19 protein-coding genes, 2 tRNA genes and 1 pseudogene are annotated in these 20,549 nt (G+C 67.8%); 10 read left to right on the plus strand and 12 right to left on the minus strand.

Annotation, left to right across the window (positions count from 1 at the left end):
- Positions 1-623: 623 nt before the first annotated feature.
- From dnaN to AB0H83_RS22870, 4 genes are all read left to right on the plus strand, one after another.
- Positions 624-1,754, plus strand: coding sequence for a DNA polymerase III subunit beta (gene dnaN / locus AB0H83_RS22855; protein WP_360097290.1), 1,131 nt, complete (start codon positions 624-626; stop codon positions 1,752-1,754).
- 18 nt (positions 1,755-1,772) lie between these two features.
- The gene (gene gnd, locus AB0H83_RS22860; RefSeq protein ID WP_360097293.1) at positions 1,773-2,645 is read left to right on the plus strand and encodes a phosphogluconate dehydrogenase (NAD(+)-dependent, decarboxylating); all 873 of its coding nucleotides are present in this window, start codon (positions 1,773-1,775) and stop codon (positions 2,643-2,645) included.
- Between the two features lie 2 nt (positions 2,646-2,647).
- The gene (gene recF / locus AB0H83_RS22865) at positions 2,648-3,790 is read left to right on the plus strand and encodes a DNA replication/repair protein RecF (RefSeq protein WP_360097296.1); all 1,143 of its coding nucleotides are present in this window, start codon (positions 2,648-2,650) and stop codon (positions 3,788-3,790) included.
- A 97-nt stretch (positions 3,791-3,887) separates the two neighbouring features.
- Entirely contained in the window at positions 3,888-4,370 is a 483-nt protein-coding gene (locus tag AB0H83_RS22870; RefSeq protein WP_360097365.1) for a DciA family protein, read from the plus strand.
- Positions 4,371-4,412: 42 nt separating this feature from the next.
- Here the strand turns inward: AB0H83_RS22870 and AB0H83_RS22875 are convergent, their stop codons facing one another.
- A complete protein-coding gene (locus tag AB0H83_RS22875; protein WP_033359914.1) occupies positions 4,413-4,970 on the minus strand; it encodes a hypothetical protein in 558 nt (185 codons plus the stop codon).
- Positions 4,971-5,423: 453 nt separating this feature from the next.
- Here AB0H83_RS22875 and gyrB point away from each other — a divergent pair, with 453 nt between their 5' ends.
- The 6 genes from gyrB (at position 5,424) to AB0H83_RS22905 (ending at position 11,197) form a co-directional block, all read left to right on the plus strand.
- Positions 5,424-7,367, plus strand: coding sequence for a DNA topoisomerase (ATP-hydrolyzing) subunit B (gene gyrB, locus AB0H83_RS22880; RefSeq protein ID WP_360097299.1), 1,944 nt, complete (start codon positions 5,424-5,426; stop codon positions 7,365-7,367).
- A 28-nt stretch (positions 7,368-7,395) separates the two neighbouring features.
- Complete coding sequence (gyrA, locus tag AB0H83_RS22885) at positions 7,396-9,906, plus strand: DNA gyrase subunit A (RefSeq protein ID WP_360097302.1); 2,511 nt, start codon at positions 7,396-7,398, stop codon at positions 9,904-9,906.
- A 3-nt stretch (positions 9,907-9,909) separates the two neighbouring features.
- Positions 9,910-10,767 carry a DUF3566 domain-containing protein gene (locus AB0H83_RS22890; protein WP_360097305.1) on the plus strand — a complete coding sequence of 286 codons (858 nt, stop codon included), beginning with the start codon at positions 9,910-9,912 and terminating at the stop codon, positions 10,765-10,767.
- A gap of 127 nt (positions 10,768-10,894) precedes the next feature.
- Positions 10,895-10,968 (plus strand) — tRNA-Ile (locus AB0H83_RS22895).
- 1 nt (position 10,969) lies between these two features.
- Positions 10,970-11,098, plus strand: coding sequence for a DLW-39 family protein (locus AB0H83_RS22900; protein ID WP_239136238.1), 129 nt, complete (start codon positions 10,970-10,972; stop codon positions 11,096-11,098).
- A gap of 26 nt (positions 11,099-11,124) precedes the next feature.
- Positions 11,125-11,197: transfer RNA gene (locus AB0H83_RS22905), tRNA-Ala, on the plus strand.
- A gap of 176 nt (positions 11,198-11,373) precedes the next feature.
- Here the strand turns inward: AB0H83_RS22905 and AB0H83_RS22910 are convergent.
- The 11 genes and pseudogenes from AB0H83_RS22910 to AB0H83_RS22960 all read right to left on the minus strand — a co-directional run.
- Positions 11,374-12,981: a hypothetical protein gene (locus AB0H83_RS22910; protein WP_360097309.1), complete on the minus strand. Its 1,608-nt coding sequence runs from the start codon at positions 12,979-12,981 to the stop codon at positions 11,374-11,376.
- 409 nt (positions 12,982-13,390) lie between these two features.
- Positions 13,391-14,602, minus strand: coding sequence for a tyrosine-type recombinase/integrase (locus AB0H83_RS22915; RefSeq protein WP_360097312.1), 1,212 nt, complete (start codon positions 14,600-14,602; stop codon positions 13,391-13,393).
- A 2-nt stretch (positions 14,603-14,604) separates the two neighbouring features.
- Positions 14,605-14,778 (minus strand): helix-turn-helix domain-containing protein, encoded by a 174-nt coding sequence (locus AB0H83_RS22920; protein WP_360097315.1) that lies wholly within the window; start codon positions 14,776-14,778, stop codon positions 14,605-14,607.
- Entirely contained in the window at positions 14,753-16,399 is a 1,647-nt protein-coding gene (locus AB0H83_RS22925; RefSeq protein ID WP_360097318.1) for a replication initiator, read from the minus strand. The genes AB0H83_RS22920 and AB0H83_RS22925 overlap by 26 nt, the downstream gene beginning before the upstream one ends.
- Before the next feature lie 215 nt (positions 16,400-16,614).
- Positions 16,615-16,992 (minus strand): annotated as a pseudogene (locus tag AB0H83_RS22930) (hypothetical protein); the annotation flags it as partial.
- Positions 16,992-17,150, minus strand: coding sequence for a hypothetical protein (locus AB0H83_RS22935; RefSeq protein WP_169788974.1), 159 nt, complete (start codon positions 17,148-17,150; stop codon positions 16,992-16,994). The gene AB0H83_RS22935 and the pseudogene AB0H83_RS22930, both read right to left, overlap by 1 nt.
- Before the next feature lie 15 nt (positions 17,151-17,165).
- Positions 17,166-17,408: a spread protein gene (locus tag AB0H83_RS22940; RefSeq protein ID WP_360097321.1), complete on the minus strand. Its 243-nt coding sequence runs from the start codon at positions 17,406-17,408 to the stop codon at positions 17,166-17,168.
- A complete protein-coding gene (locus AB0H83_RS22945) occupies positions 17,405-18,355 on the minus strand; it encodes an FtsK/SpoIIIE domain-containing protein (protein ID WP_360097324.1) in 951 nt (316 codons plus the stop codon). Before AB0H83_RS22945 ends, AB0H83_RS22940 begins: the two co-directional genes overlap by 4 nt.
- Positions 18,261-18,935 carry a hypothetical protein gene (locus tag AB0H83_RS22950; RefSeq protein ID WP_360097327.1) on the minus strand — a complete coding sequence of 225 codons (675 nt, stop codon included), beginning with the start codon at positions 18,933-18,935 and terminating at the stop codon, positions 18,261-18,263. The genes AB0H83_RS22945 and AB0H83_RS22950 overlap by 95 nt, the downstream gene beginning before the upstream one ends.
- A gap of 367 nt (positions 18,936-19,302) precedes the next feature.
- Positions 19,303-19,692 (minus strand): transcriptional regulator, encoded by a 390-nt coding sequence (locus AB0H83_RS22955; protein ID WP_360097329.1) that lies wholly within the window; start codon positions 19,690-19,692, stop codon positions 19,303-19,305.
- 131 nt (positions 19,693-19,823) lie between these two features.
- Positions 19,824-20,549, minus strand: a 726-nt coding sequence (locus AB0H83_RS22960) for a GntR family transcriptional regulator (protein WP_360097332.1), incomplete at its 5' end; no start/stop codon positions are given.

Below are 20,549 nucleotides of genomic sequence, written 5' to 3' on the forward strand. Positions count from 1 at the left end.
CAGGAAGTCCACAGGGTATGGGCATATACCCCCACGGGGTTTGTCCGAGTTATACACAGACTTCATCCACAGAGCCTGTGGATAACTTGACTTGTGCCAACTCTTGACCACGATGCGTGACGGGACGATCACAAGTGACGGGATGACTACGGGTTGCACACAGCCGTCGTCCACAGTCTGTGGATAACTCCTGGGGAGGACGTGTGGAAGAGGTGTGGACACATCCGAAGAGTGATCGAACCGTCGACGGAACGTGAGTGCGTCTCGGAACGACTTATCCCCAGACGGTGGACGAACCCTGTGGATTTCCGGTGGATAGCCGGTGGATAACGCCTGTGGACGACGGTTTATCCACAATCCACAACCTTGTACACAGGGGGTTATGCACAGTCCATACCCAGAGACATAAGTGCCCTGACCAGGTAAAACGCGGGTTGTCCACAGAATCCACACCACCTATGACTACGAAGTAAATCTCTTTAAAAGAGAGAAAAAAGCAATCATCAGCAAGTGGAAAACTTCTGGGCTCGAAATTTGGTGGGGTCGGTGCACGGCACGACCGCGGAAGCCCTAAGGTTCGATGCAGCACCACGCTTGAGACGAGACGACGCGGGAGGACCGCGATGAAGTTCCGAGTCGAGCGCGACGCGCTCGCCGATGCCGTCGCCTGGACAGCCAAGAGCCTGCCCAGCCGCCCTTCTGTGCCGGTGCTTGCCGGCGTACTGCTCAGAGTCGCTGACGGCCGCCTGCAGGTGTCCGGCTTCGACTACGAGGTGTCCAGCCAGGTGACCGTCGAGGTCCAGGCCGACGCCGACGGCGCGACGCTCGTCTCCGGACGGCTGCTCGCCGAGATCACCAAGTCGCTGCCGGCCAAGCCGGTCGACGTCGCCGCGGTGGGGTCGCACGTCGAGATCACCTGCGGCAGCGCCCGGTTCACCCTGCCGACGATGCCCGTCGAGGACTATCCGACGCTGCCGGAGATGCCCGAGCTGGCCGGCACGGTCGACGCGGCCACGTTCGCCGGCGCCGTCTCGCAGGTGGCGATCGCCGCCGGCCGGGACGACACCCTGCCGATGCTCACCGGTGTGCGGATCGAGCTGGAGGGCAGCAAGCTGACGCTGCTCGCCACCGACCGCTACCGGCTCGCCGTGCGCGAGCTGGAGTGGCGCCCCGACGAGGACGACGTGAGCCTCGCCGCGCTCGTGCCCGCCCGTACCCTCGATGACACCGCGAAGACGCTGGGCCCTGTCGGTGGCCTGGTCTCCGTCGCGCTGTCCCGGGGCAAGATCGGCGAGGGCATGATCGGGTTCGCCGGCGGCACCCGGCGCACCACGTCCAGGCTGCTCGACGGCGACTTCCCGAAGGTGCGGGCGCTGCTGCCCGACACGCACAACGCGCAGGCCCGCATCCGGGTGTCCGCGCTCAACGAGGTGGTGCGGCGCGTCGGCCTGGTCGCCGAGCGGTCCACCCCGGTGCGGCTGTCGTTCAGCGGCGACGGTCTCGTGGTCGAGGCCAGCGGCAGCGAGGACGCGCGGGCCAGCGAGGCGATGGACTGCACCTACGAGGGCGAGCCGATGACGATCGCCTTCAACCATCAATATCTGCTCGACGGCCTCAAGGCGCTCGACGCGCCGATCGCCGTGCTGTCGTTCACTGACCCGAAGAAGCCTGCGGTCATGTCCCCGGCCAAGGATGATGGAGAAATCATCCCCGGATACTGGTACTTGATCATGCCGGTTCGCATCGGCAGCTGAGGTTCGGAGGCACCACAAATGCAGCTCGGTCTCATCGGCCTGGGCCGGATGGGCTTCAACATGCGCGAGCGGCTGCGGGCCGCCGGGCACGAGGTCATTGGCTACGACCACCACCCGGACGTCACCGACGTGTCGTCCCTCAGCGAGCTGGTGGAGAAGCTCGCCGCGCCCCGCGTGGTGTGGATCATGGTTCCCGTGCAGTACACGGAGCCGACCATCGACGAGCTCTCCGGTCTGCTGTCGCCCGGCGACATCGTCATCGACGGTGGCAACTCGCGCTTCAGCAACGACCGTCCGCGGGCCGAGCGGCTGGCGACGAAGGGCCTCGGCTACCTCGACGTCGGCGTGTCCGGCGGCATCTGGGGCCGGACCAACGGTTACGCGCTGATGGTGGGCGGCGACAAGAAGCACGTCGAGCACTGCATGCCGATCTTCCAGGGCCTCAAGCCGGAGGGCGAGTTCGGCTTCGCGCACGCCGGCCCCGTCGGTGCCGGGCACTACGCCAAGATGGTCCACAACGGCATCGAGTACGGCATGATGCACGCCTATGCCGAAGGCTACGAGCTGCTCGAGGCCTCCGAATACGTCGAGAACATCCCCGAGGTGTTCAAGTCGTGGCGGGCCGGGTCCGTCGTGCAGTCGTGGCTGCTGGACCTGATGGACCGGGCGCTGGACGAGGACCCCAACCTCGACGGCCTGCGCGGTTACGCCGACGACACCGGTGAGGGCCGCTGGACGGTCGAGGAGGCCATCCGGCTGGCCGTGCCGATGAACGTCATCGCGGCGTCGCTGTTCGCCCGGTTCGCGTCCCGCCAGGACGACTCGCCGGCGATGAAGGCCGTGGCCGCGCTGCGCAACCAGTTCGGCGGCCACGCGGTCAAGAAGGACTGAGTTTGTACGTCCGGGGTCTCGAGCTCGTCGACTTCCGCAGTTACGAGCGGGTCGTCGTCGAGTTCGGGCCCGGGGCGTGCGTGCTGGTCGGCCCCAACGGCGTCGGCAAGACCAACCTGGTCGAGGCCCTCGCGTATGTCGCCAGCCTCGAGTCGCACCGGGTCGCCACCGACGCGCCGCTGGTCAGGTTCGGCACCAGCCGCGCGGTGGTGCGCTGCGCCATCGTCCACGACGAGCGCGAGCTGCTCGTCGAGCTGTCGATCGAGCCGGGCAAGGCCAACAAGGCGCGACTGGGCCGCTCGCCGGTGAGCCGTACCCGCGACATCCTGGGCGCATTGAAGCTGGTGCTGTTCGCGCCGGAGGATCTGTCGCTGATCCGCGGCGACCCGGGCGAGCGCCGCCGGCTCCTCGACGAGCTGCTGGTCACCAGGCAGCCGCGCTTCGCGGGGGTGCGTTCGGACTACGACCGGGTGCTCAAGCAGCGCAACGCCCTGCTGCGCAGCGCATATCTGGCCCGCAAGACCGGCGGCACCCGCGGCGGCGACCTGTCGACCCTCGACGTCTGGGACGCCCACCTCGCGCAGCACGGCGCCCAGCTGGTGCGCGCTCGGCTCGACCTGGTCGCCGCGCTGGCCCCGCACGTGGCGAAGGCGTATGCGGCGGTGAGCGCCAGCCGGTCCGAGGCCCGCATCGCCTACAGCCCGTCCTTCCCGCTGCCGGCCGATCTTCCGGCGGGGCCCGACGGGCAGGCCGGCATCGAGCAGGCCCTCCTCGCCGCGCTCGGGGAGGCCCGCAAGCAGGAGGTCGAGCGCGGGGTGACCCTGGCCGGGCCGCACCGCGACGAGCTGACGCTGACCCTGGGCGACCTGCCCGCAAAGGGCTACGCGAGCCACGGCGAGTCCTGGTCGTATGCGCTGGCGCTGCGCCTGGCGGCCTACGATCTGCTGCGGGACGACGGCGTGGAGCCGGTGCTGGTGCTGGACGACGTGTTCGCCGAGCTGGACGTGGGCCGCCGGGAGCGGCTCGCCGAGCTCGTCAGCGGCGCGAGCCAGGTCATCGTCACGTGCGCCGTCGACGACGACGTGCCGCGTTCGCTGCGCGGTGCACGGTACGAGGTGGGCGGAGGCGACGTGCGACGTGGCTGACGACGGCACGTCCGGCCGGCAGGGCGACGCCGGGTCCGCGGCTTCCGGCGGGGGCGGCCGCGGCGGCACGGAGGGCACCGGACAGAGCGGGCCGGAGCTGGCCCGTGCGGCCGTCGAGGCGGCCCTGGCCAAGCGCCGGGCCCAGCCGCGCCGTAAGGCCGTCGGCGACCCGGCTACGGGGGATCCGCGACGGCGGCGTGGGTACACCGGACCGGGACCCGACCCGCGCGACCCGCAGCTGTTCGGCACGCTGCTCGAACGGATGATGAAGGCGCGCGGCTGGCAGAAGCCGAAGGCCGAGGCGACCGTGTTCGGCGAGTGGGAGCGGGTCGTCGGCGCCGACGTCGCCGCGCACTGCCGGCCGATCAAGCTCGAGGACGGCGAGCTGACCGTCGAGGCGGAGTCGACGGCGTGGGCCACCCAGCTGCGGATGCTCTCGGGGCGGCTGATCGCCCGCATCGCGGGTGAGGTCGGTCACAACGTCGTCAAGAAGCTGCACATCCAGGGGCCGAGCACGCCGTCGTGGAGCCGCGGGCCGAGGCGGGTGCGCGGGCGGGGCCCGCGCGACACCTACGGCTGACGGCCGGCGCCGTTACAAAAGGCTGTCCTTCCAGAGGCCTGCTCAGAAGTCGGCGTAGACGGCGAACCCGCGGTTGGCGCAGCGGCGGTAGAACTTCGCCAGCACGTCAAGTTCGGCGATCGTGTAGCTCCACTGCGGAGCGTTGCCGGTGTCGTCGCGCAGCGCGTCGAGGCGGCTCTGCAGCCACCGCAGCTGCTGCTCGGCCAGGCGGGAGCCCTCGAGGGCACGCCGCAGCACCGTGCTCACGGTCTCGAACGTGATCTCGTCGCCGAACTCTTGGTGGCCGTTGACGAAGCGCTCCAGCCCGCCGGCGATCCAGGCGCAGTCGTCGGGGCTGATCACCGGATCCTCGTCCTCGGCCGCGGCGTCGGTGGCGAACAGCACACCATTGAGACCGAAGAGCAGGTCGACCAGCTCCGTGTAGCCGGTCACCCGCACCGTGCCGGTCTTCGCCACGTGATCCGCCAGCGCTGCCGCCGGCCCCGCGTGCAGCGGCAGCTTCTCGGCCAGCTCCGCGAAGTCGACGAACTCGGCCGGCGCCACCGGGTCATAGAACCTGCCGGTGCGCGGCCACTGCACGGCGACGTTGTCCAAGCCCATCGCGGACCCCTCGCTCTCACACTTTCCCCGCCCCCGCGGCGGGGAACATACGGCACGAACGACCGCTCGCGCGACCCCCGCAGGTGCCGAACCCGAAGGCATCCTTTCGAAGCTCGCCGTGCCGCCCATCATCGCCCGCCGGAACCCCTCCCGCGTAGGGGGACCTTCGCCCCGTACCGTTCGGGCCGCTACGGGGACTACAGGCGCCATCCCGATGCGAAAATGTCGCACGGGCACAGTAGGATTGCCGCAGGAGCGAAGGCTCTGAGAACCAGCCGACACAACCCGCGTGCACGCGTCTGCGGTGCCGGCCCGCCGGTGGTCACGGCGCCCGCTCTGGGTGGGGCGCAGGCCCTCGGCGTGCCTGCGTCGTGACCGTAGTGCTCGCACGACTCCGCACGAGACCCGGGGCGCCGAGCGGCGCGGCCGGCCAGTGCGAGAAAGCGACCGAGGGTGGTAGCAAACAAGCCCGAACAGTCCTACGACTCCTCATCGATCACCGTGCTCGAAGGGCTCGAGGCGGTCCGCAAGCGCCCCGGCATGTATATCGGCTCGACCGGCGAGCGCGGCCTGCACCATCTGGTGTGGGAGGTCGTGGACAACGCCGTCGACGAGGCCCTGGCGGGATTCTGCGACACCATCGAGGTCACGCTGCTCGAAGGTGGCGGCGTGCGGGTCGTGGACAACGGTCGTGGCATTCCGGTCGACATGCACCCCAAGGAGAAGCGGCCGACGGTCGAGGTCGTCCTGACGGTCCTGCACGCCGGCGGCAAGTTCGACGGCAAGGCCTATGCCGTCTCCGGCGGCCTGCACGGCGTCGGCATCTCGGTTGTCAACGCGCTGTCCACGCGCATCGACCTGGAGATCCACAAGGACGACTTCGTCTGGCGGCAGACCTACCGCAACTCGGTGCCCGAGCCGCTGCAGAAGGGCGAGCCCACCGACCGCACCGGCACCAGCGTGACCTTCTGGCCCGACGGCGTGATCTTCGAGACCCTCGAGTTCAACTACGAGACGGTCTACCGGCGCATCCAGGAATATGCCTTCCTCAACCGCGGGCTCAAGATCGTGCTGCGCGACGAGCGCGCCGAGGCGCCCGAGGAGAAGCGGGAGGTGGTGTTCTGCTACGAGAACGGCATCGCCGACTTTGTGCGCCACCTCAACGCGACCAAGACGCCGATCCACCGCTCGGTGGTGGAGTTCGGCTCCGACGGCGACGGCATCTCCGTTGAGATCGCCATGCAGTGGAACGAGTCGTATGGCGAGAGCGTCTACACGTTCGCCAACACGATCAACACGCACGAGGGCGGCACCCACGAGGAGGGCTTCCGCAGCGCGCTGACCTCCGTGGTGAACAAGTACGGCGCGGACAAGAAGTTCCTCAAGGGCGACGAGAAGCTCACCGGTGAGGACATCCGCGAGGGCCTGGCCGCGATCATCTCGATCAAGCTGACCAACCCGCAGTTCGAGGGTCAGACGAAGACCAAGCTCGGCAACACCGAGGCCCGCAGCTTCGTGCAGAAGGTGTGCAACGAGTGGCTGGTCGACTGGTTCGACCGCAACCCGGCCGAGGTCAAGACCATCATCACGAAGGCGTCGCAGGCCGCCCGGGCCCGGCTGGCCGCCTCGCAGGCGCGCAAGCTGGCCCGGCGCAAGTCGCTGCTGGAGTCGGGCTCGATGCCCGGCAAGCTCGCCGACTGCCAGTCCAACGACCCGCGGGTCTCCGAGCTGTTCATCGTCGAGGGCGACTCCGCCGGCGGCTCCGCCAAGCAGGGCCGCGACCCGCGGGTGCAGGCGATCCTGCCGATCCGCGGCAAGATCCTCAACGTGGAGAAGGCGCGCATCGACCGCGTCCTCAAGAACAACGAGGTGCAGGCGCTGATCACCGCGCTCGGCACCGGCATCCACGACGAGTTCGACATCGAGAAGCTGCGCTACCACAAGCTGATCCTCATGGCCGACGCCGACGTCGACGGCCAGCACATCCAGACGCTGCTGCTGACGCTGGTGTTCCGGTTCATGCGTCCGCTGATCGAGCTCGGCCACGTGTATCTGGCGGCGCCCCCGCTGTACAAGATCAAGTGGAACAAGAAGGGCGACGACGCGCAGTACGCGTACACCGACCGCGAGCGTGACGGTCTGATCGCGCTGCGCCAGCAGAGCAAGCCCAACGCCAAGCCGGACGACATCCAGCGGTTCAAGGGCCTCGGCGAGATGAACTACCCCGAGCTGTGGGAAACGACGATGAACCCGGCGACTCGCATGCTCCGTCAGGTGACATTGGACGACGCTGCAACCGCGGACGAGCTTTTCAGCGTCCTGATGGGCGAAGACGTGGAAGCACGCCGTTCGTTCATCCAGCGCAACGCCAAAGACGTCCGGTTCCTCGACATCTGATCGCCGACACTGAGAAAAGGGATAAAGAGTGACGGAACCGACTTCCACTCCGGAGACCCCCGACGAGAGTGGTTCAGCGGTCGCGAGCCGGATCGAGCCGATCGGCATCGAAGTCGAGATGCAGCGGTCCTACCTCGACTATGCGATGAGCGTCATCGTCGGGCGTGCCCTGCCGGACGTGCGTGACGGCCTCAAGCCGGTGCACCGCAAGATCCTGTATGCGATGTTCGACGGCGGTTACCGCCCCGACCGCGGCTACGTGAAGTGCGCCCGCGTCGTCGGTGACGTGATGGGTAACTACCACCCGCACGGCGACGCCTCGATCTACGACGCCATGGTCCGCATGGCGCAGAGCTGGTCGCTGCGCTACCCCCTCATCGACGGCAACGGCAACTTCGGTTCGCCGGGCAACGACCCCGCCGCCGCCATGCGGTACACGGAGGCCCGGCTCGACCCGCTCGCCATGGAGATGCTGCGGGACATCGACGAGGACACCGTCGACTTCGTCCCCAACTACGACGGCCGGGCCCAGGAGCCCACGATCCTGCCGTCGCGCATCCCCAACCTGCTCGTCAACGGCAGCACCGGCATCGCCGTCGGCATGGCGACCAACATCCCGCCGCACAACCTGCGGGAGATCGCCCAGGCCGTGCAGTGGTGCCTGGACCACCCCGAGGCCGACGAGGCCGAGACGCTCGACGAGCTGATCAAGATCGTCAAGGGTCCCGACTTCCCGACCAAGGGCCTCATCGTCGGCACGTCCGGCATCGTCGACGCGTACCGCACGGGCCGCGGCTCGATCCGCATGCGCGCCGTCGTGGAGGTCGAGGAGGACACCCGCGGGCGGACCATCCTCGTGGTCACCGAGCTGCCGTACGCGGTCAACCCGGACAACCTCGCCGAGCGCATCGCCGACCTCGTCAAGGAGGGCAAGCTCGCCGGCATCGCCGACATCCGTGAGGAGTCCTCCGGCCGCACCGGCATGCGCCTGGTGATCGTGCTCAAGCGCGACGCCGTCGCCAAGGTGGTGCTCAACAACCTCTACAAGCACACCCAGCTGCAGGAGACGTTCGGCGCCAATATGCTGGCGCTGGTCGACGGCGTGCCCCGCACGCTCAACCTCGCGCAGTTCGTGCGGCACTACGTCACGCACCAGATCGAGGTCATCGTCCGGCGCACCAAGTACCGGCTGCGCAAGGCCGAGGAGCGCGCGCACATCCTGCGCGGCCTGGTCAAGGCCCTCGACATGCTCGACGAGGTCATCGCACTTATCAGGCGCTCGCCGAGCGCCGAGGAGTCGAAGAACGGCCTCATGAACCTGCTCAACATCGACGACATCCAGGCCACGGCGATCCTCGACATGCAGCTGCGCCGGCTCGCCGCCCTGGAGCGCCAGCGCATCTTCGACGAGCTGGCGAAGATCGAGATCGAGATCGCGGACTACAAGGACATCCTGGCGACGCCGGCCCGGCAGCGGCAGATCATCTCCGAGGAGCTCGCCGAGATCGTGTCCCGTCGCGGCGACGACCGGCGGACCCAGATCATCCCGTTCGACGGCGAGGTCTCCATGGAGGACCTCATCGCGCGCGAGGACGTCGTGGTCACGATCACCCGCACCGGCTACGCGAAGCGCACCAAGGTCGACCTGTACCGCTCGCAGAAGCGCGGCGGGAAGGGCGTCTCCGGCGCGACGCTGCGGCAGGACGACATCGTCAGCCACTTCTTCGTCTGCTCCACGCACGACTGGATGCTGTTCTTCACCAATAAGGGCCGCGTCTACCGGGCCAAGGCCTACGAGCTGCCCGAGGCGAGCCGCGTCGCGAAGGGGCAGCACGTCGCCAACCTGCTGGCGTTCCAGCCCGACGAGCACATCGCCCAGGTCATCGAGATCCCGAACTACCAGGTGTCGCCCTACCTGGTCCTGGCCACCAAGGACGGCCTGGTCAAGAAGACCAAGCTGGAGGAGTTCGACTCCAACCGGTCCGGCGGGATCATCGGCATCAACCTGCGCGACGAGGACGAGCTCGTCGGCGCCGCGCTGCTCGGCCCGGAGGACGACCTGCTGCTGGTGAGTAAGCAGGCGCAGGCGATCCGCTTCACCGCCAACGACGACACCCTGCGCCCCATGGGTCGTGCGACGTCAGGGGTGATCGGGATGCGCTTCGCCGAAGGTGATGAACTGCTGGCGATGGAAGTGGTGCGCGAGGGGATGGACCTGGACGTCTTGGTGGCCACCGACGGTGGTTTTGCCAAGCGGACTCCCATCGAGGAATATCCGGTACAAGGACGCGGCGGCAAGGGCGTCCTCACCGCTAAAATCACGTCTCGGCGCGGTGGCCTTGTTGGCGCCGCGGTGATCAGTCCGGATGATGAGCTTTTCGCCATCACCTCAAATGGTGGCGTGATCCGGACTCCGGTGAAGCCTGTACGACGTACGCGGGATCGGAACACAATGGGGGTCAAGCTCATGGACCTGCCGGAGGGTGTGACCATCGTCGCGATCGCCCGTAACGCCGATGAGCCCGACGAACAGGACTAGTTGATGACAGACACACAGGCGAAGTCGGGGACCGCCTCGGCAGCAACCGAAGAGGCCAAGCCGGCCGGAGAGGCTGCCATGACGGGATCTGACTCGGGGGCGCCTGCCGCCGGCGGCGACGCCGGCGCGATCAACGGGACCAGCACGCCCGGTGAGACCACGATCGGGGGCACGCCGAGGTATCAGCGTGCCCCCGGCATGGCACCGCCACCAGACTCGTTGACGGTGCCGATCCAGGCGCCGTCGGTGGCGAAGGGCACGGCAGGGGTCGTCACGCCCCCGCCCGTGACGCTCGGCTCGGCCACGCCCACCAGCGGCGCTGCGACGGGCACGGCGAGCGTCGCGGTCGCCCGCGCCTCGGTGCGTCCGACCAACGCGGGCGCCACCCAGGCGCTGAACACGCCCTCGGCCGCGCCGTCGGTGAGCGGCTCCGCCCGCGTCACCGAGGCCGTCCGTGCCGCGCGCAAGACGGTCAGCTCGGCCGTCGGCCGCGGCCCGCGCCGGGCCCGGCTGCACCTGAAGCGCATCGACCCGTGGTCGGTGATGAAGTTCGCGTTCGCGGTGTCGTTCGTGCTCTTCGTGGTGGTCATCGTCGCCACGTCGGTGCTCTACCTGGCCCTCGACGCGATGGACGTCTTCAACAGCGTCAACAAGGCACTCTCCGACATCGTCAGCTCCACCGGCGGCCAGGCCAACGACACCTTCCGCATCACCGCGAAGGGTGTCATCGGCGGCGCCGCCCTGCTCGGCGTGGTCAACGTGGTCCTCTTCACCGCGCTCGCCACCCTGGGCTCCTTCATCTACAACGTCTGCGCCGACCTGGTCGGCGGCATCGAGCTGACGCTTGCGGAGAAGGACTGACCTGCGGTTCCCCCCACGGCGGGCGGCCCGGCTCGCCGTGGGGGGAACCGGTTTGAGGCTTCGGTGCCGGGTGCGGTAACCTTGGCCGTCGCGCTGATACGCCGCTTTTCGCGGGGATCGGTGTAACGGGGCTATAGCTCAGTCGGTTAGAGCGCAGAGCTGATAACTCTGAGGTCGCTGGTTCGATTCCAGCTAGCCCCACATGTGGAAAAAGGTGCTTCTGGTGGTCGCAGTCGTCGGTGCCGCTGCCTATGTCGCCAAGCGCGTGAAGACCGCGAGCGAAGAGCGCGCGCTCTGGCACGAGGCGACCACCGCCCCGGACCTGCGCTAGTCAGACCCGAGGGTTTCCCTCGACTTGGGGGCGTAGCTCAACTGGCAGAGCACCGCCTTTGCAAGGCGGGGGTTAGGGGTTCGAGTCCCCTCGCTTCCACTCACTCGCCGTCCTGAGCTGCGCGTTCCTGGCCTGCAAGATCGCCGGGACCAAATCGGGACCAAGATCTTTCGAACGGCGAGGTGCCATCGGCGCCGGATCACCAGGCGTGCAACCTCTGTGCCTGATGAGTCCGACGCCGATCTGCTTTCAGGAGATACGTCCGTTCCAGTGACTCACGCCGCGAACTCGTCCGGAGTTCCGGGATCTGTCGAGTCCTCATCCGGCCCATCGGAAGCGCCCGGATCGGTCGTTCCCTGGTGCAACTCGTCTCGAAGCTCCTGTGACGGCTTGAGCCTCGACGCGGACTGCTTGGGGCGAGCGTCGATGATGATGGGCCGGACGTCGACCTCGTGTCGATCTGAGGCAAGCTTGGCCGCTCTGATCACCTTGGTCGTAACGCTGTCGGCCATCTCCTCGTCCGTGTACGCGATCGCGACGAAGTACACGACGTTCACGTCGGCCGAAATGGCGTACTGCGGTGTCTGGGCCAGGATGCCGTCCCAGAACTTCGTGTTCGAGACCAGCTTCATCTCGACCAACGAGCGTGCCCGCCACCCACGAGCGAATTCGAAGTCGACCGGGCCGCGGCCCGCGTTGGCTTCGCCGATGAGCGCGACGTCGTTGGCCTGGCAGTAGTGCTTCGCGCAGCTGCGGAACACCGACTGCACCTTCTTCTCCGGCATCGCGATGCCGCGGTGCCACAGCTGCTGCCACTCGTCCTGGTGCTCGATCCCGTGTTTGAAGATGTCGATGATGGTGCCCACGAACTGGGGAAACTCGCTCAGGTCGTTGGGCACGAACGACGTGGTTGCCTTTGCAGCAATCTCGCCGCCCTTCTCCCACCACGTCGTTCGCATACCGCGATCGCGGTCAACGTCGTAGGGCTCATGGTCTTCGTGTTCCAGTGACTTTAGATACTCAGCCACGATCTGGGGATTTTGCCGAGCCAACTTTGCCTTCTCCCAGCGATCGACGCGCTTGGCGATCGCATAGTTGAAGTTCACACGGAGCGTATCCGCGTGGTTGCTCCATGCCCACGACCAGAAGCCGTTGGCGGTGACGACCGGGATGTCCTTGAGGAAACGCTTCGGAACGAGAAGCACCGGTGCGGGGCGGCTGACGAACGGGTTGACCGGAAGTTCAACATCCTGATCGAGCCACAGCGCCTGCTCCGCACTCCACGCGGCGTGTTGTACCCGGAAGGTCTGCAGCGGCACTCCGTGGCGCCGGGCAACGTCCTGTGTGTACCGAATGAAGTAGCTCTTCGCGATGTTGCAGACGGCATCGCTCATGCGGTCGAGGCCCATGCCGCCCTGGAAGAGGCCCAGCATCTCCATGTGAGGCACATTGTCGATGTCAAGCCCTAGGGCGGTCTTGACGCCGTCCAGCATCCCCTCCTGCAGGCCGAAGCTCGCGCCTGACCCGTTGGGGGATCCGTCTGCGAGTCCCAGGCAGAACTCCGCCGGCTCCGGGAATAGGAGCAGGCTCTGCGCCTTCTTCCAAGCCAGCGACTTCACATCGCCCTTCGACTGGCGCACGAGGTCGAAGACCACCGCGAAGAAGTCGAGGATGTGATTGTGAGCGCCGAACCAGGGCTCTTCGGCATCGGGGTAGATCAGGAAGGGGTCGACGCACAAGGCGGTGTCGGCCGGAAGGTACGGATCGAACCAGTCGTCAGCATCGGACAGACGGAGTCCGTGGAGTTCAGAAAAGCGCACCGAAGTTCGGTTCCTCTCATGGGCGACTGTCTGGGTGACCATCACCCGGACAGGTCGGATCACGCGAGATCCGGCCATGAGAGGCATCGGACCCTGACGAGGGCACGAGCCGTCCGCTAGAGTTCCTAGTGCGTGTCCAGCGCTACTAGAGACCCCGGCCAGGACGTCGATCCCGACGCCTGTGTCGGGGTCTTCGCGTTGAACCTCACTCAGAGTAGAGGGATCACCCTTCGTACACAAGTCGATGGTTACAGCTTTGTAGTTCTCGACTACTTGCTGTGGATGAACTTGTGGATAACGGTGTGGATGACCCCTAAATCTTGTGGATAGAAAAATTGTCATACCCTCGGTGTACACTCCGCGACCCCGAACCGTGATCTTCAAATATCACCCTCCGTAATAAAATTTGCGGAGAGTAGTTGGACTTGGTTGGCAGATGCGACCAAATGCCATCACGCAACGCAAAATGCCCTCAGTGTCGGGCTGCAGCCGCCATGAGCGCGGCGCCGACAATGCCCCGTTGCTGGCTCCGTCTGGGCCACCAGTGGACGTAAGTCTCCAGCGTGATGGTGAGCGTCTTGTGACGTAGCGCACGCTGCACCGCTTGCGGCTCGACGTGTTGCGAGATGAGCACCGTTGCGAAGAAATGCCGCAGCGCGTGGAAGGTGCCGTGCTGCTCGGGCCAGCCGGCGGCGGTCCGCCACTTTCCCCACTCGCGAGACCAGGTTCGATCATTGATCGGATTGCCGTGCCGGGTGGTGAACAGCAGTCGCGCTTGCCGCTGGATCGGATCACCGCTGGTGATATCGACGAGGTCGACCTCTCTGGGCGGGTAATCGCGGACGTGTTGCCGAACGTTTTCTGCGACGACCGCGTCCAGGTCGATCGTGCCTGACGAGCCGGCCTTGGGTAGCGAGAGGTAGAAGCCGCCGTAGGCCTGCGGCGAGTAGCGGACCTGCTGGACCACGCGCAGCTCGTTGTCTGCGAAGCCGAAGCAGCGGTCGCCTTCTTCGACGCCGAGAGCCTCAGCGAGGCGAAGGCCGCTTCCGGCGCCGAGCCAGAGCGCCGCCCGGTAGCGCTCCGGGGTGGCGTCGAACAGCCGCAGGACCTCCTCCTCGGTAGGGATCCACTTCGGGACGCGGGATACGCCGCTCAGGACCTTCGACAGGCGCACGCCCGAGCACGGGTTGTCCGGGATCAGCCGGTCGGTGACGGCGGCGGCGAGGATGGCGTCGAGCAGCTCGAAGTACAGCTTGATGGATGACTTGGGCTTGCCGTCCGCGAGCTGCGTTGCGAGCCATTCGAGGACGACGGTCAGGGTGATGGAGCGCATCGGCGAGTTGCCGAACACCGGTTGCAGGTGGTTGCGGACGTTCGACTCGATCCGGCGTCGGGTCTCCACCGCCCAGCCAGACTCCCGGGACAGGCGCCAGCGTTCGGCGTACTCGCGGAAGCCGGCGTTGCTCGGTGCCTGTCCTGACTGCGTTTCGGGCGCCAGCTTCAGGCGGGCCGCCGCGTCGAAGTCGTCAGCGTCGGTCTTGCGGGCGAAGACCTTCGTGCGTGGCTCGCCAGCCTCGTCCACGTACCGGCACCGCCAGCGCTTTCCGCGGCCGTACTTCGAGGACTTGACCCGCTTGTCGTCGTCATCCTTCTTGCTCAGGTACCAGAGATCGTCAACGGGCATGGCTACGCTGCCTCCTGGTCTCGGAACCACGCCTGCACGTCTGCTGGGTCGTAGCGCAGGTGCCGGCCGACTTTCTTCGCCCGTGGACCCTTCCGGCGGGTGCGCCACTGGTAGAGCGTGCCTTTCGGAATTTGCAGAAGCGCCGCGACCTCATCGATCGAGAGCGTGCTGTCCAACGCTGTCCTTTCTCCCGTCGTCGTTGGCTGCCTGGTCGTGTTGGCTCGCTCGGTCCTTTGCGGCGTTCAGCGCATTGCGCCACTGCATGCGTTGCGCGAGCGCTCGCAGGAGGCGATGTCGCATGGGTGGCATGTCCGGGTCGTTGGGTCTCGCCAGCTCCCACGCGACGCTTGTCGGCGTGCCCGGTTCTGCGTCGGGCGCCGGGACCTGGTCGATGCCGGCCGCGACGCGGAGGAGCGCTTTGACCCAGGCGCGGGCGTCGTGGCGGTGGTCGGCGAGGGTCTTGCCGGACCAGTCGCGGGACACGAGGATGCGCCGGCCGCCGATGCCGAGCGTTGAGCGTTGGTGGACCTTGCCCTTGCAGTTGCCGGGGCGGAGCTTGCCGTGCGCCTTCTTCGGTTGAATGCCGTACAGCAGCCAGTTCGCGCACCGTTCCGAGCACGGTGTCACCCGCAGTTCCTGCCAGAGACGTTCGAGATGCGCCCGTTGCCGGTCGGTGGTGACGGTGTGGCAGTCGGCGGCGGACTTGGTGATGTACTTCGTGATGTAGCCGACCGTGCGGTCGATGTCCTTGCTTCCCGCCGAGACCCCGCGGGCGTCGACGTGCTTGCCGAACCGGATCACGTGGGCCGGTTCGGCGTCGGGGTCTTCGTCGATCGCGTCGAGCGCCTCGTCCCACGTCGGCAGCTCGGCGCCGGTGTCCGGGTCGCACCACGCTTCAGCCTCGGCGTCCCAGAGCGGACGACACGTGGGTTGATCGACGCGTGGCCACCAGACCTGGTGGTAGGTGGCCGCCGCGACCTCCCGCAGGACGGTGCGCGGGATGGTGCCCCGGATGGCGAAGTGCGCGTGTGGGGCGAGGCGGCGTTGGGGCTCGACGCAGCCGGCGTACTGAACGTTCCAGCCGACGCAGCGGCGCAGGTTCTGCCAGAACCGGTCGAGCAGCCTCGGGAACGTGATCGCGTCCCAGGCGGCGCGGCGGTAGTCGTAGCGGGACGGGTCGAGCGGTGAGCCGTCCTCTTGTACTGGGCCGTACGAGTCGAGGGTCATCGTCAGCCACATCGACGGCCGGTGTTCGGTGCCGTTCGGGGCGGTGTAGACGCGGCCGATGGTGCGCGGCTGGACCTTCTGACGCGGGAGCGCCGGGGCGTCCTGGCGCCGGCGGGTAGACCGCTGCCGCTTCGGTTCCTCGGGCTTGTTGTGCGCCGGCGCCACCGTGCCGCGCAAGCCTTCGGCCGCGATGGCCTCCTCCACCTCACGGATCGCTTCGTCGACCTCGCCGACCTCGTCCCACTTCGACTCCCGGACCGCCTGGTCGCGGAAATACTCAAGGTGTGCTCGAAGGCTGATCAACGACCGCTGCTCCTCCGTCGCCGGGCTCGGAGCCGGGGCAGGCTCGTCGACGCGGTGCCAGCCCTCGCGGATCTGCGTCTTGCGCAGCCGCCGCGCCCGCTTGGCACACGGCACGCACTTGTCCTCGCGGGTGGCGCCGCACGGGACGTCGATGATCTCCGTCTGGCCGGTCGCCAGGTCGGTGCGGCGCAGCCCGATCGGGCGGAGGCAGACGCCGTACTCGGTCGCCATGTCCTTCACGACGTTGGCGGCGAGGGGCATCAGCATGCGAGCAGCGCGGGAGCCGGGACGCGGCCCGACCTCTGTTTCGAGGCCGGGCAGCGCTTCGGTGGTGACGGTCAAGGTTGTCTGGATCTCCTTCATCGGACGACACCGGAGGGGATGACGCCGTTCGCGCGGGCGAGCGGCACGGGGATGTGCTCGACCGGCCTGTCCAGCTCGACGAGCGCTAGGTCGGTCAGCTTCACGGGCGCCGGGGCGATGGTGGTCGGCTTGGTGGAGAGGACGAGCTTCACGAGCGCCATGAACGCCAGCGCCGGTACCGCGGCGAGGAGGCCGCCGGAGAAGCCCGGCTTGGCGACCGCGAGCTGAGCGGCCAGGGACAGCGCCACCGCGGACAGCAGGACGGCGAACGGGTACACCACCGACTCGCCGTTCCGGCGGCGGCGCCGGATGACGAGTGCGCAGGCGATCGGGACGAGCTCGGAGATGACCGCGTTCGCCCAGCCGAACCAGCCCGGGGTGCCGGCGGGTGAGTTCGTCATCGTCCAGTCGTGGACGTGGGTGAACGAGGCCGCGCCGGCCACGGCCGCGACGACGAGCAGGATCAGCACCAGGACGGCATTTTCGGCGTGCCGCATCAGAACCGGTCCTCAGCGTCGAGCCGTGCGTGGAGCCGCCGGGCGGTGTTGACGATGTCGGCCTGGTCGTCGGTGCAGTACGGGCAGGGCAGGTGCGTCGAGCGGTGGGAGAGGTCGAGGCAGCCGCGCCGGTTGGGGCGAGGACGTCGGGTTCGCATGGTCGTGTCCTCTCGTTATCGGCGGGTGGGGTTGATAGGGACGCGGATCCAGTCCGGTGGTTGGCCGGTGGAGGCGACCGCTTCGGACAGGCACCGCCAGAGTGCCCAGGCTTCGGCGGGCGTGAGGTACATCCGCCGGCGGCCCGCACCGACGGCGAGGTAGAGGTCTTCGCCGTCGGTGACCCGGACCGTCACGGCGGACGAGCCGGCCGTGATGTGGGGTGCACGGAGCCGGTAGAACCGGCGGTCGCCGGTCATGCCGGGTCCTCGTCGAGCAGTTCGGCGAGGCTGTCGGGCAGCAGCGGTCCGGCCGTGCGCTTCTGCTTGTTGGTGTGGCGTCCCTGTCGCGGGATCGGCGTCGGCTTCGGCTTCACGACCTCGGGTGCGGCGTACCGAGCGGCCATGTCGCGGATCTCGTCGTCGGTGACGTACGCGAACCGGACCCGCTCCGGTTCCGGGCGGTCGTCGAGGACGACGTACCCGATGCCCCGCATGGACGGCCGCGCCGACAGCTGGTCGCAGAGTGCGCCGCGGGCGCGGGAGCCCTGCCCGAGGACGAGGTCGACGTGGTTTGGTTCGTTGAGCCGTAGCGCGATGCGGGTGGGGAAGAAGTCGCGCAGCTCGACGACCTCTTTGCGCGGGTCTTGGGTTGCGCCGATGACGAGCACGCCGAGGCCGGCGCCCTGCGTGAGCAGCATGGCGAGCGCGGCCTTGGCGCGGGTGCGCAGCTCCGTGTCCTGTAGCAGCGCGACGAGCGCGAGGATCTCGTCGACCATCAGCACGTACAGCGGTTCGTCGAGCGTGGGCGTGTGGGCGCGGGTCTTGCCCTGCATGCGGGCCTGCCGCTCGCGCATGACTTCGACGAGTTCTTCCAGCATGGCGACCATCGGTGGGACGGTGGCGTACTCGTACCGGCTGAACAGCTCCCGACCAAGCGACAGCTCCACGCCGCCCTTGGGGTCGATGCCCCACAGCCGCACCAGGCCCGTGCGGATCGCCGGGGCGAGCGCGCGGATCAGCGACCACTGCACCGAGCCCTTGCCCGCCCTGGTCGCGCCGACAATCAGGACGTGGGTGGCGAGCAGCCGCAGCACGTACCGGACGAGGTCCTCACGCAGGCCGAGCGGCAGCGCCTCCAAGTCGGTGGTCTCCGGGACGTCGAACGCGGGCACGGTGCGGCGCAACGGGTCGCGGCGGACGAACACGAGCCAGACCAGGCGCGGGCGGTCCCGGTAGCGGACCTGGTCGACCAACCGCAGCAGCCAGGCCCATCTGCCGCGCCGGGTCGGTCGGTTGTCGCGGCGGCCGGAGTAGACGCGGCAGATGCGGGCGTTGAACGAGTACGCCAGGTTCGCCGCCGCCGCGTGGTAGTCGTCGGGGGTTCTGGCCGCGTGGCATCCGCAGCACCACTTCGTCCGTGACGTACGTGCAGCGCACCCGCAGCAGCCGCGGCACGTTGAGCTTGCCGTCAAACCGTTCCGCCAGGCGGCAGACCGTCATGGCCTCGCGCCAATGCAGCTGGTACACGAACAGCCGCTGCCACCACGACAGCGCCGGCAGCACGACGAACCGCTCGCACCAAGGCCGCCACCGCCACCACCAGACGCCGACCGTGGCGCCGGCGACCCCCGCGACGAGGGCCAGGACCTCCCAGCCCTGCCGGTGCCACAGCCACACCGCCAGCGCGGCGAGGATGACGGAGGTGCGGTTGCGCCACAGCACCGGCATCAGCCGGAACACAGCCTTCGCGACGTGCCACAGCAGGTACGGCACGACGAACCACATGACCAACCACCACGGCATCGGCAGCGACAGCCGGCGGAAGTTGACCAGCGGGACGTTTGTCTTCAACGTTCGACCCTCCCCAGAGACGCTGCTCAACCGGCCACCGCCAGACACGCGAACCGACCGCGGGAGTCGCGGCGGAAGGCGAGGAGCTGGAACGGCATGCCGGTGAACAGGCGTGTGAATCGACCGCGCGCATCGCGCGCAACAGGCATGAGCAGCTGTGTCTGGCCGGGGCAGGGTTGGCGACGCCAACCCGATCTGGGCATGATGAAACCCGCCTTCCACACCTCAGCAATGGGCTTGGTTGGCAGCGGGGCGGTCCGGCTTCCTACGGCATACAGACCGCCCCGCGCTGTGTTCCTGGTCAGGCGGCCTTCCGCGCCTGAGCCGACGAGCGGAAGCCCGTCGCGCGGTACGAGTACGCGAGCCGGCCGGTCGGGCCGACGTACGGGGTGACCGTCATCCCCTCGAACTCGACCGGCGCGAACGGCGCACCGTTGTCCGGCACCGGCTGTACCGGAGCGGAGATCTTCACCGCGACCTCCCGCGACCGGCCAGCGAGGTCGGGGTCCATGTCCACGACCCGGACCGTCCACACCCGAGCGCCGGTCAGCTTGTCCAGCGCGGGCGTCCGGGCCTTCGTCACCTCGTTGTAGTCCTGCGCCTCGACGATCGAGTCCGGCACGAGCACGCAACCAGCAGGGAAAACGTCCTCGAACCGGATCGAGAACCGGCTACCACCCTTGAGTGCCACAACACTTCCTCTCAGACAACTACTTAACTTGTTATGTATGACTTTAAGTGTAGCGGCGGAACCTGACTTGTTAAGTGTTCGGACCGAGAAACTTGTGGATGGCTCGCATTCGAGTAATGCGAGCCATCCACCTAAGCAATCGGGAACGAGTCCTCGAACTCGTGCCGGGACGGCGGGACCGCAAGGTCCAGCGCAAAGGCCGGCCTGCCGCCGCGGGCGTACACGGCGAACAACGCGGTAAGCAGCCAGCCGTCCGGGTCGACGTCGAGCAGCTCGGCCTCTTCCTCGGTAGCCGGCCGGGCTGAGATCCTCTCCGTCACGTGGTCGAAGTGCATGCCCTTGCGGGTCGCCAGGTGCTGAAGAACGCCCTCGGCGAGCGGCGCGGACGAGCCGACGCCCGTGCCCTTGGCGAGGTCGAGCGGCACGTACACCGTGCCCAACTCGACCGGACCGAGGCCGTCGACACTGACAAGCCGGCGACGCACGACTACCAGCTCGCCCTCGTCCAGGTCGAGCGCGGACGATGCACGCGCCGGCGCCGGCAGCTCCCCGACATCGACGATGCGAAGCCGGCCCTCGACCTCACTGGCGAGCAACGACGCTGCATGCGCCGGCAACGACCGCGGCTCAGCAGGCTTCGACCGGACGAACCGGCCCTTGCCCTGCTGCGTGTCGATCCAGCCGGCCTGCCGCAGGATCTCCAGCGACCGGACGACCGTCGGCCGCGACGTGTCGAACTCGTTCATGAGCGCTGTCTCGCTGGGCAGCATCTCGCCGGACGCGTACGTGCCGTCCTCGATGCGGGCCTGCAACGCGTTGACGATGGTTATGTACTTGGGAGGTCTGTACTCGATCGG

This window comes from Dactylosporangium sp. NPDC050688 (assembly GCF_040654515.1).
Lineage (GTDB): Bacteria > Actinomycetota > Actinomycetes > Mycobacteriales > Micromonosporaceae > Dactylosporangium.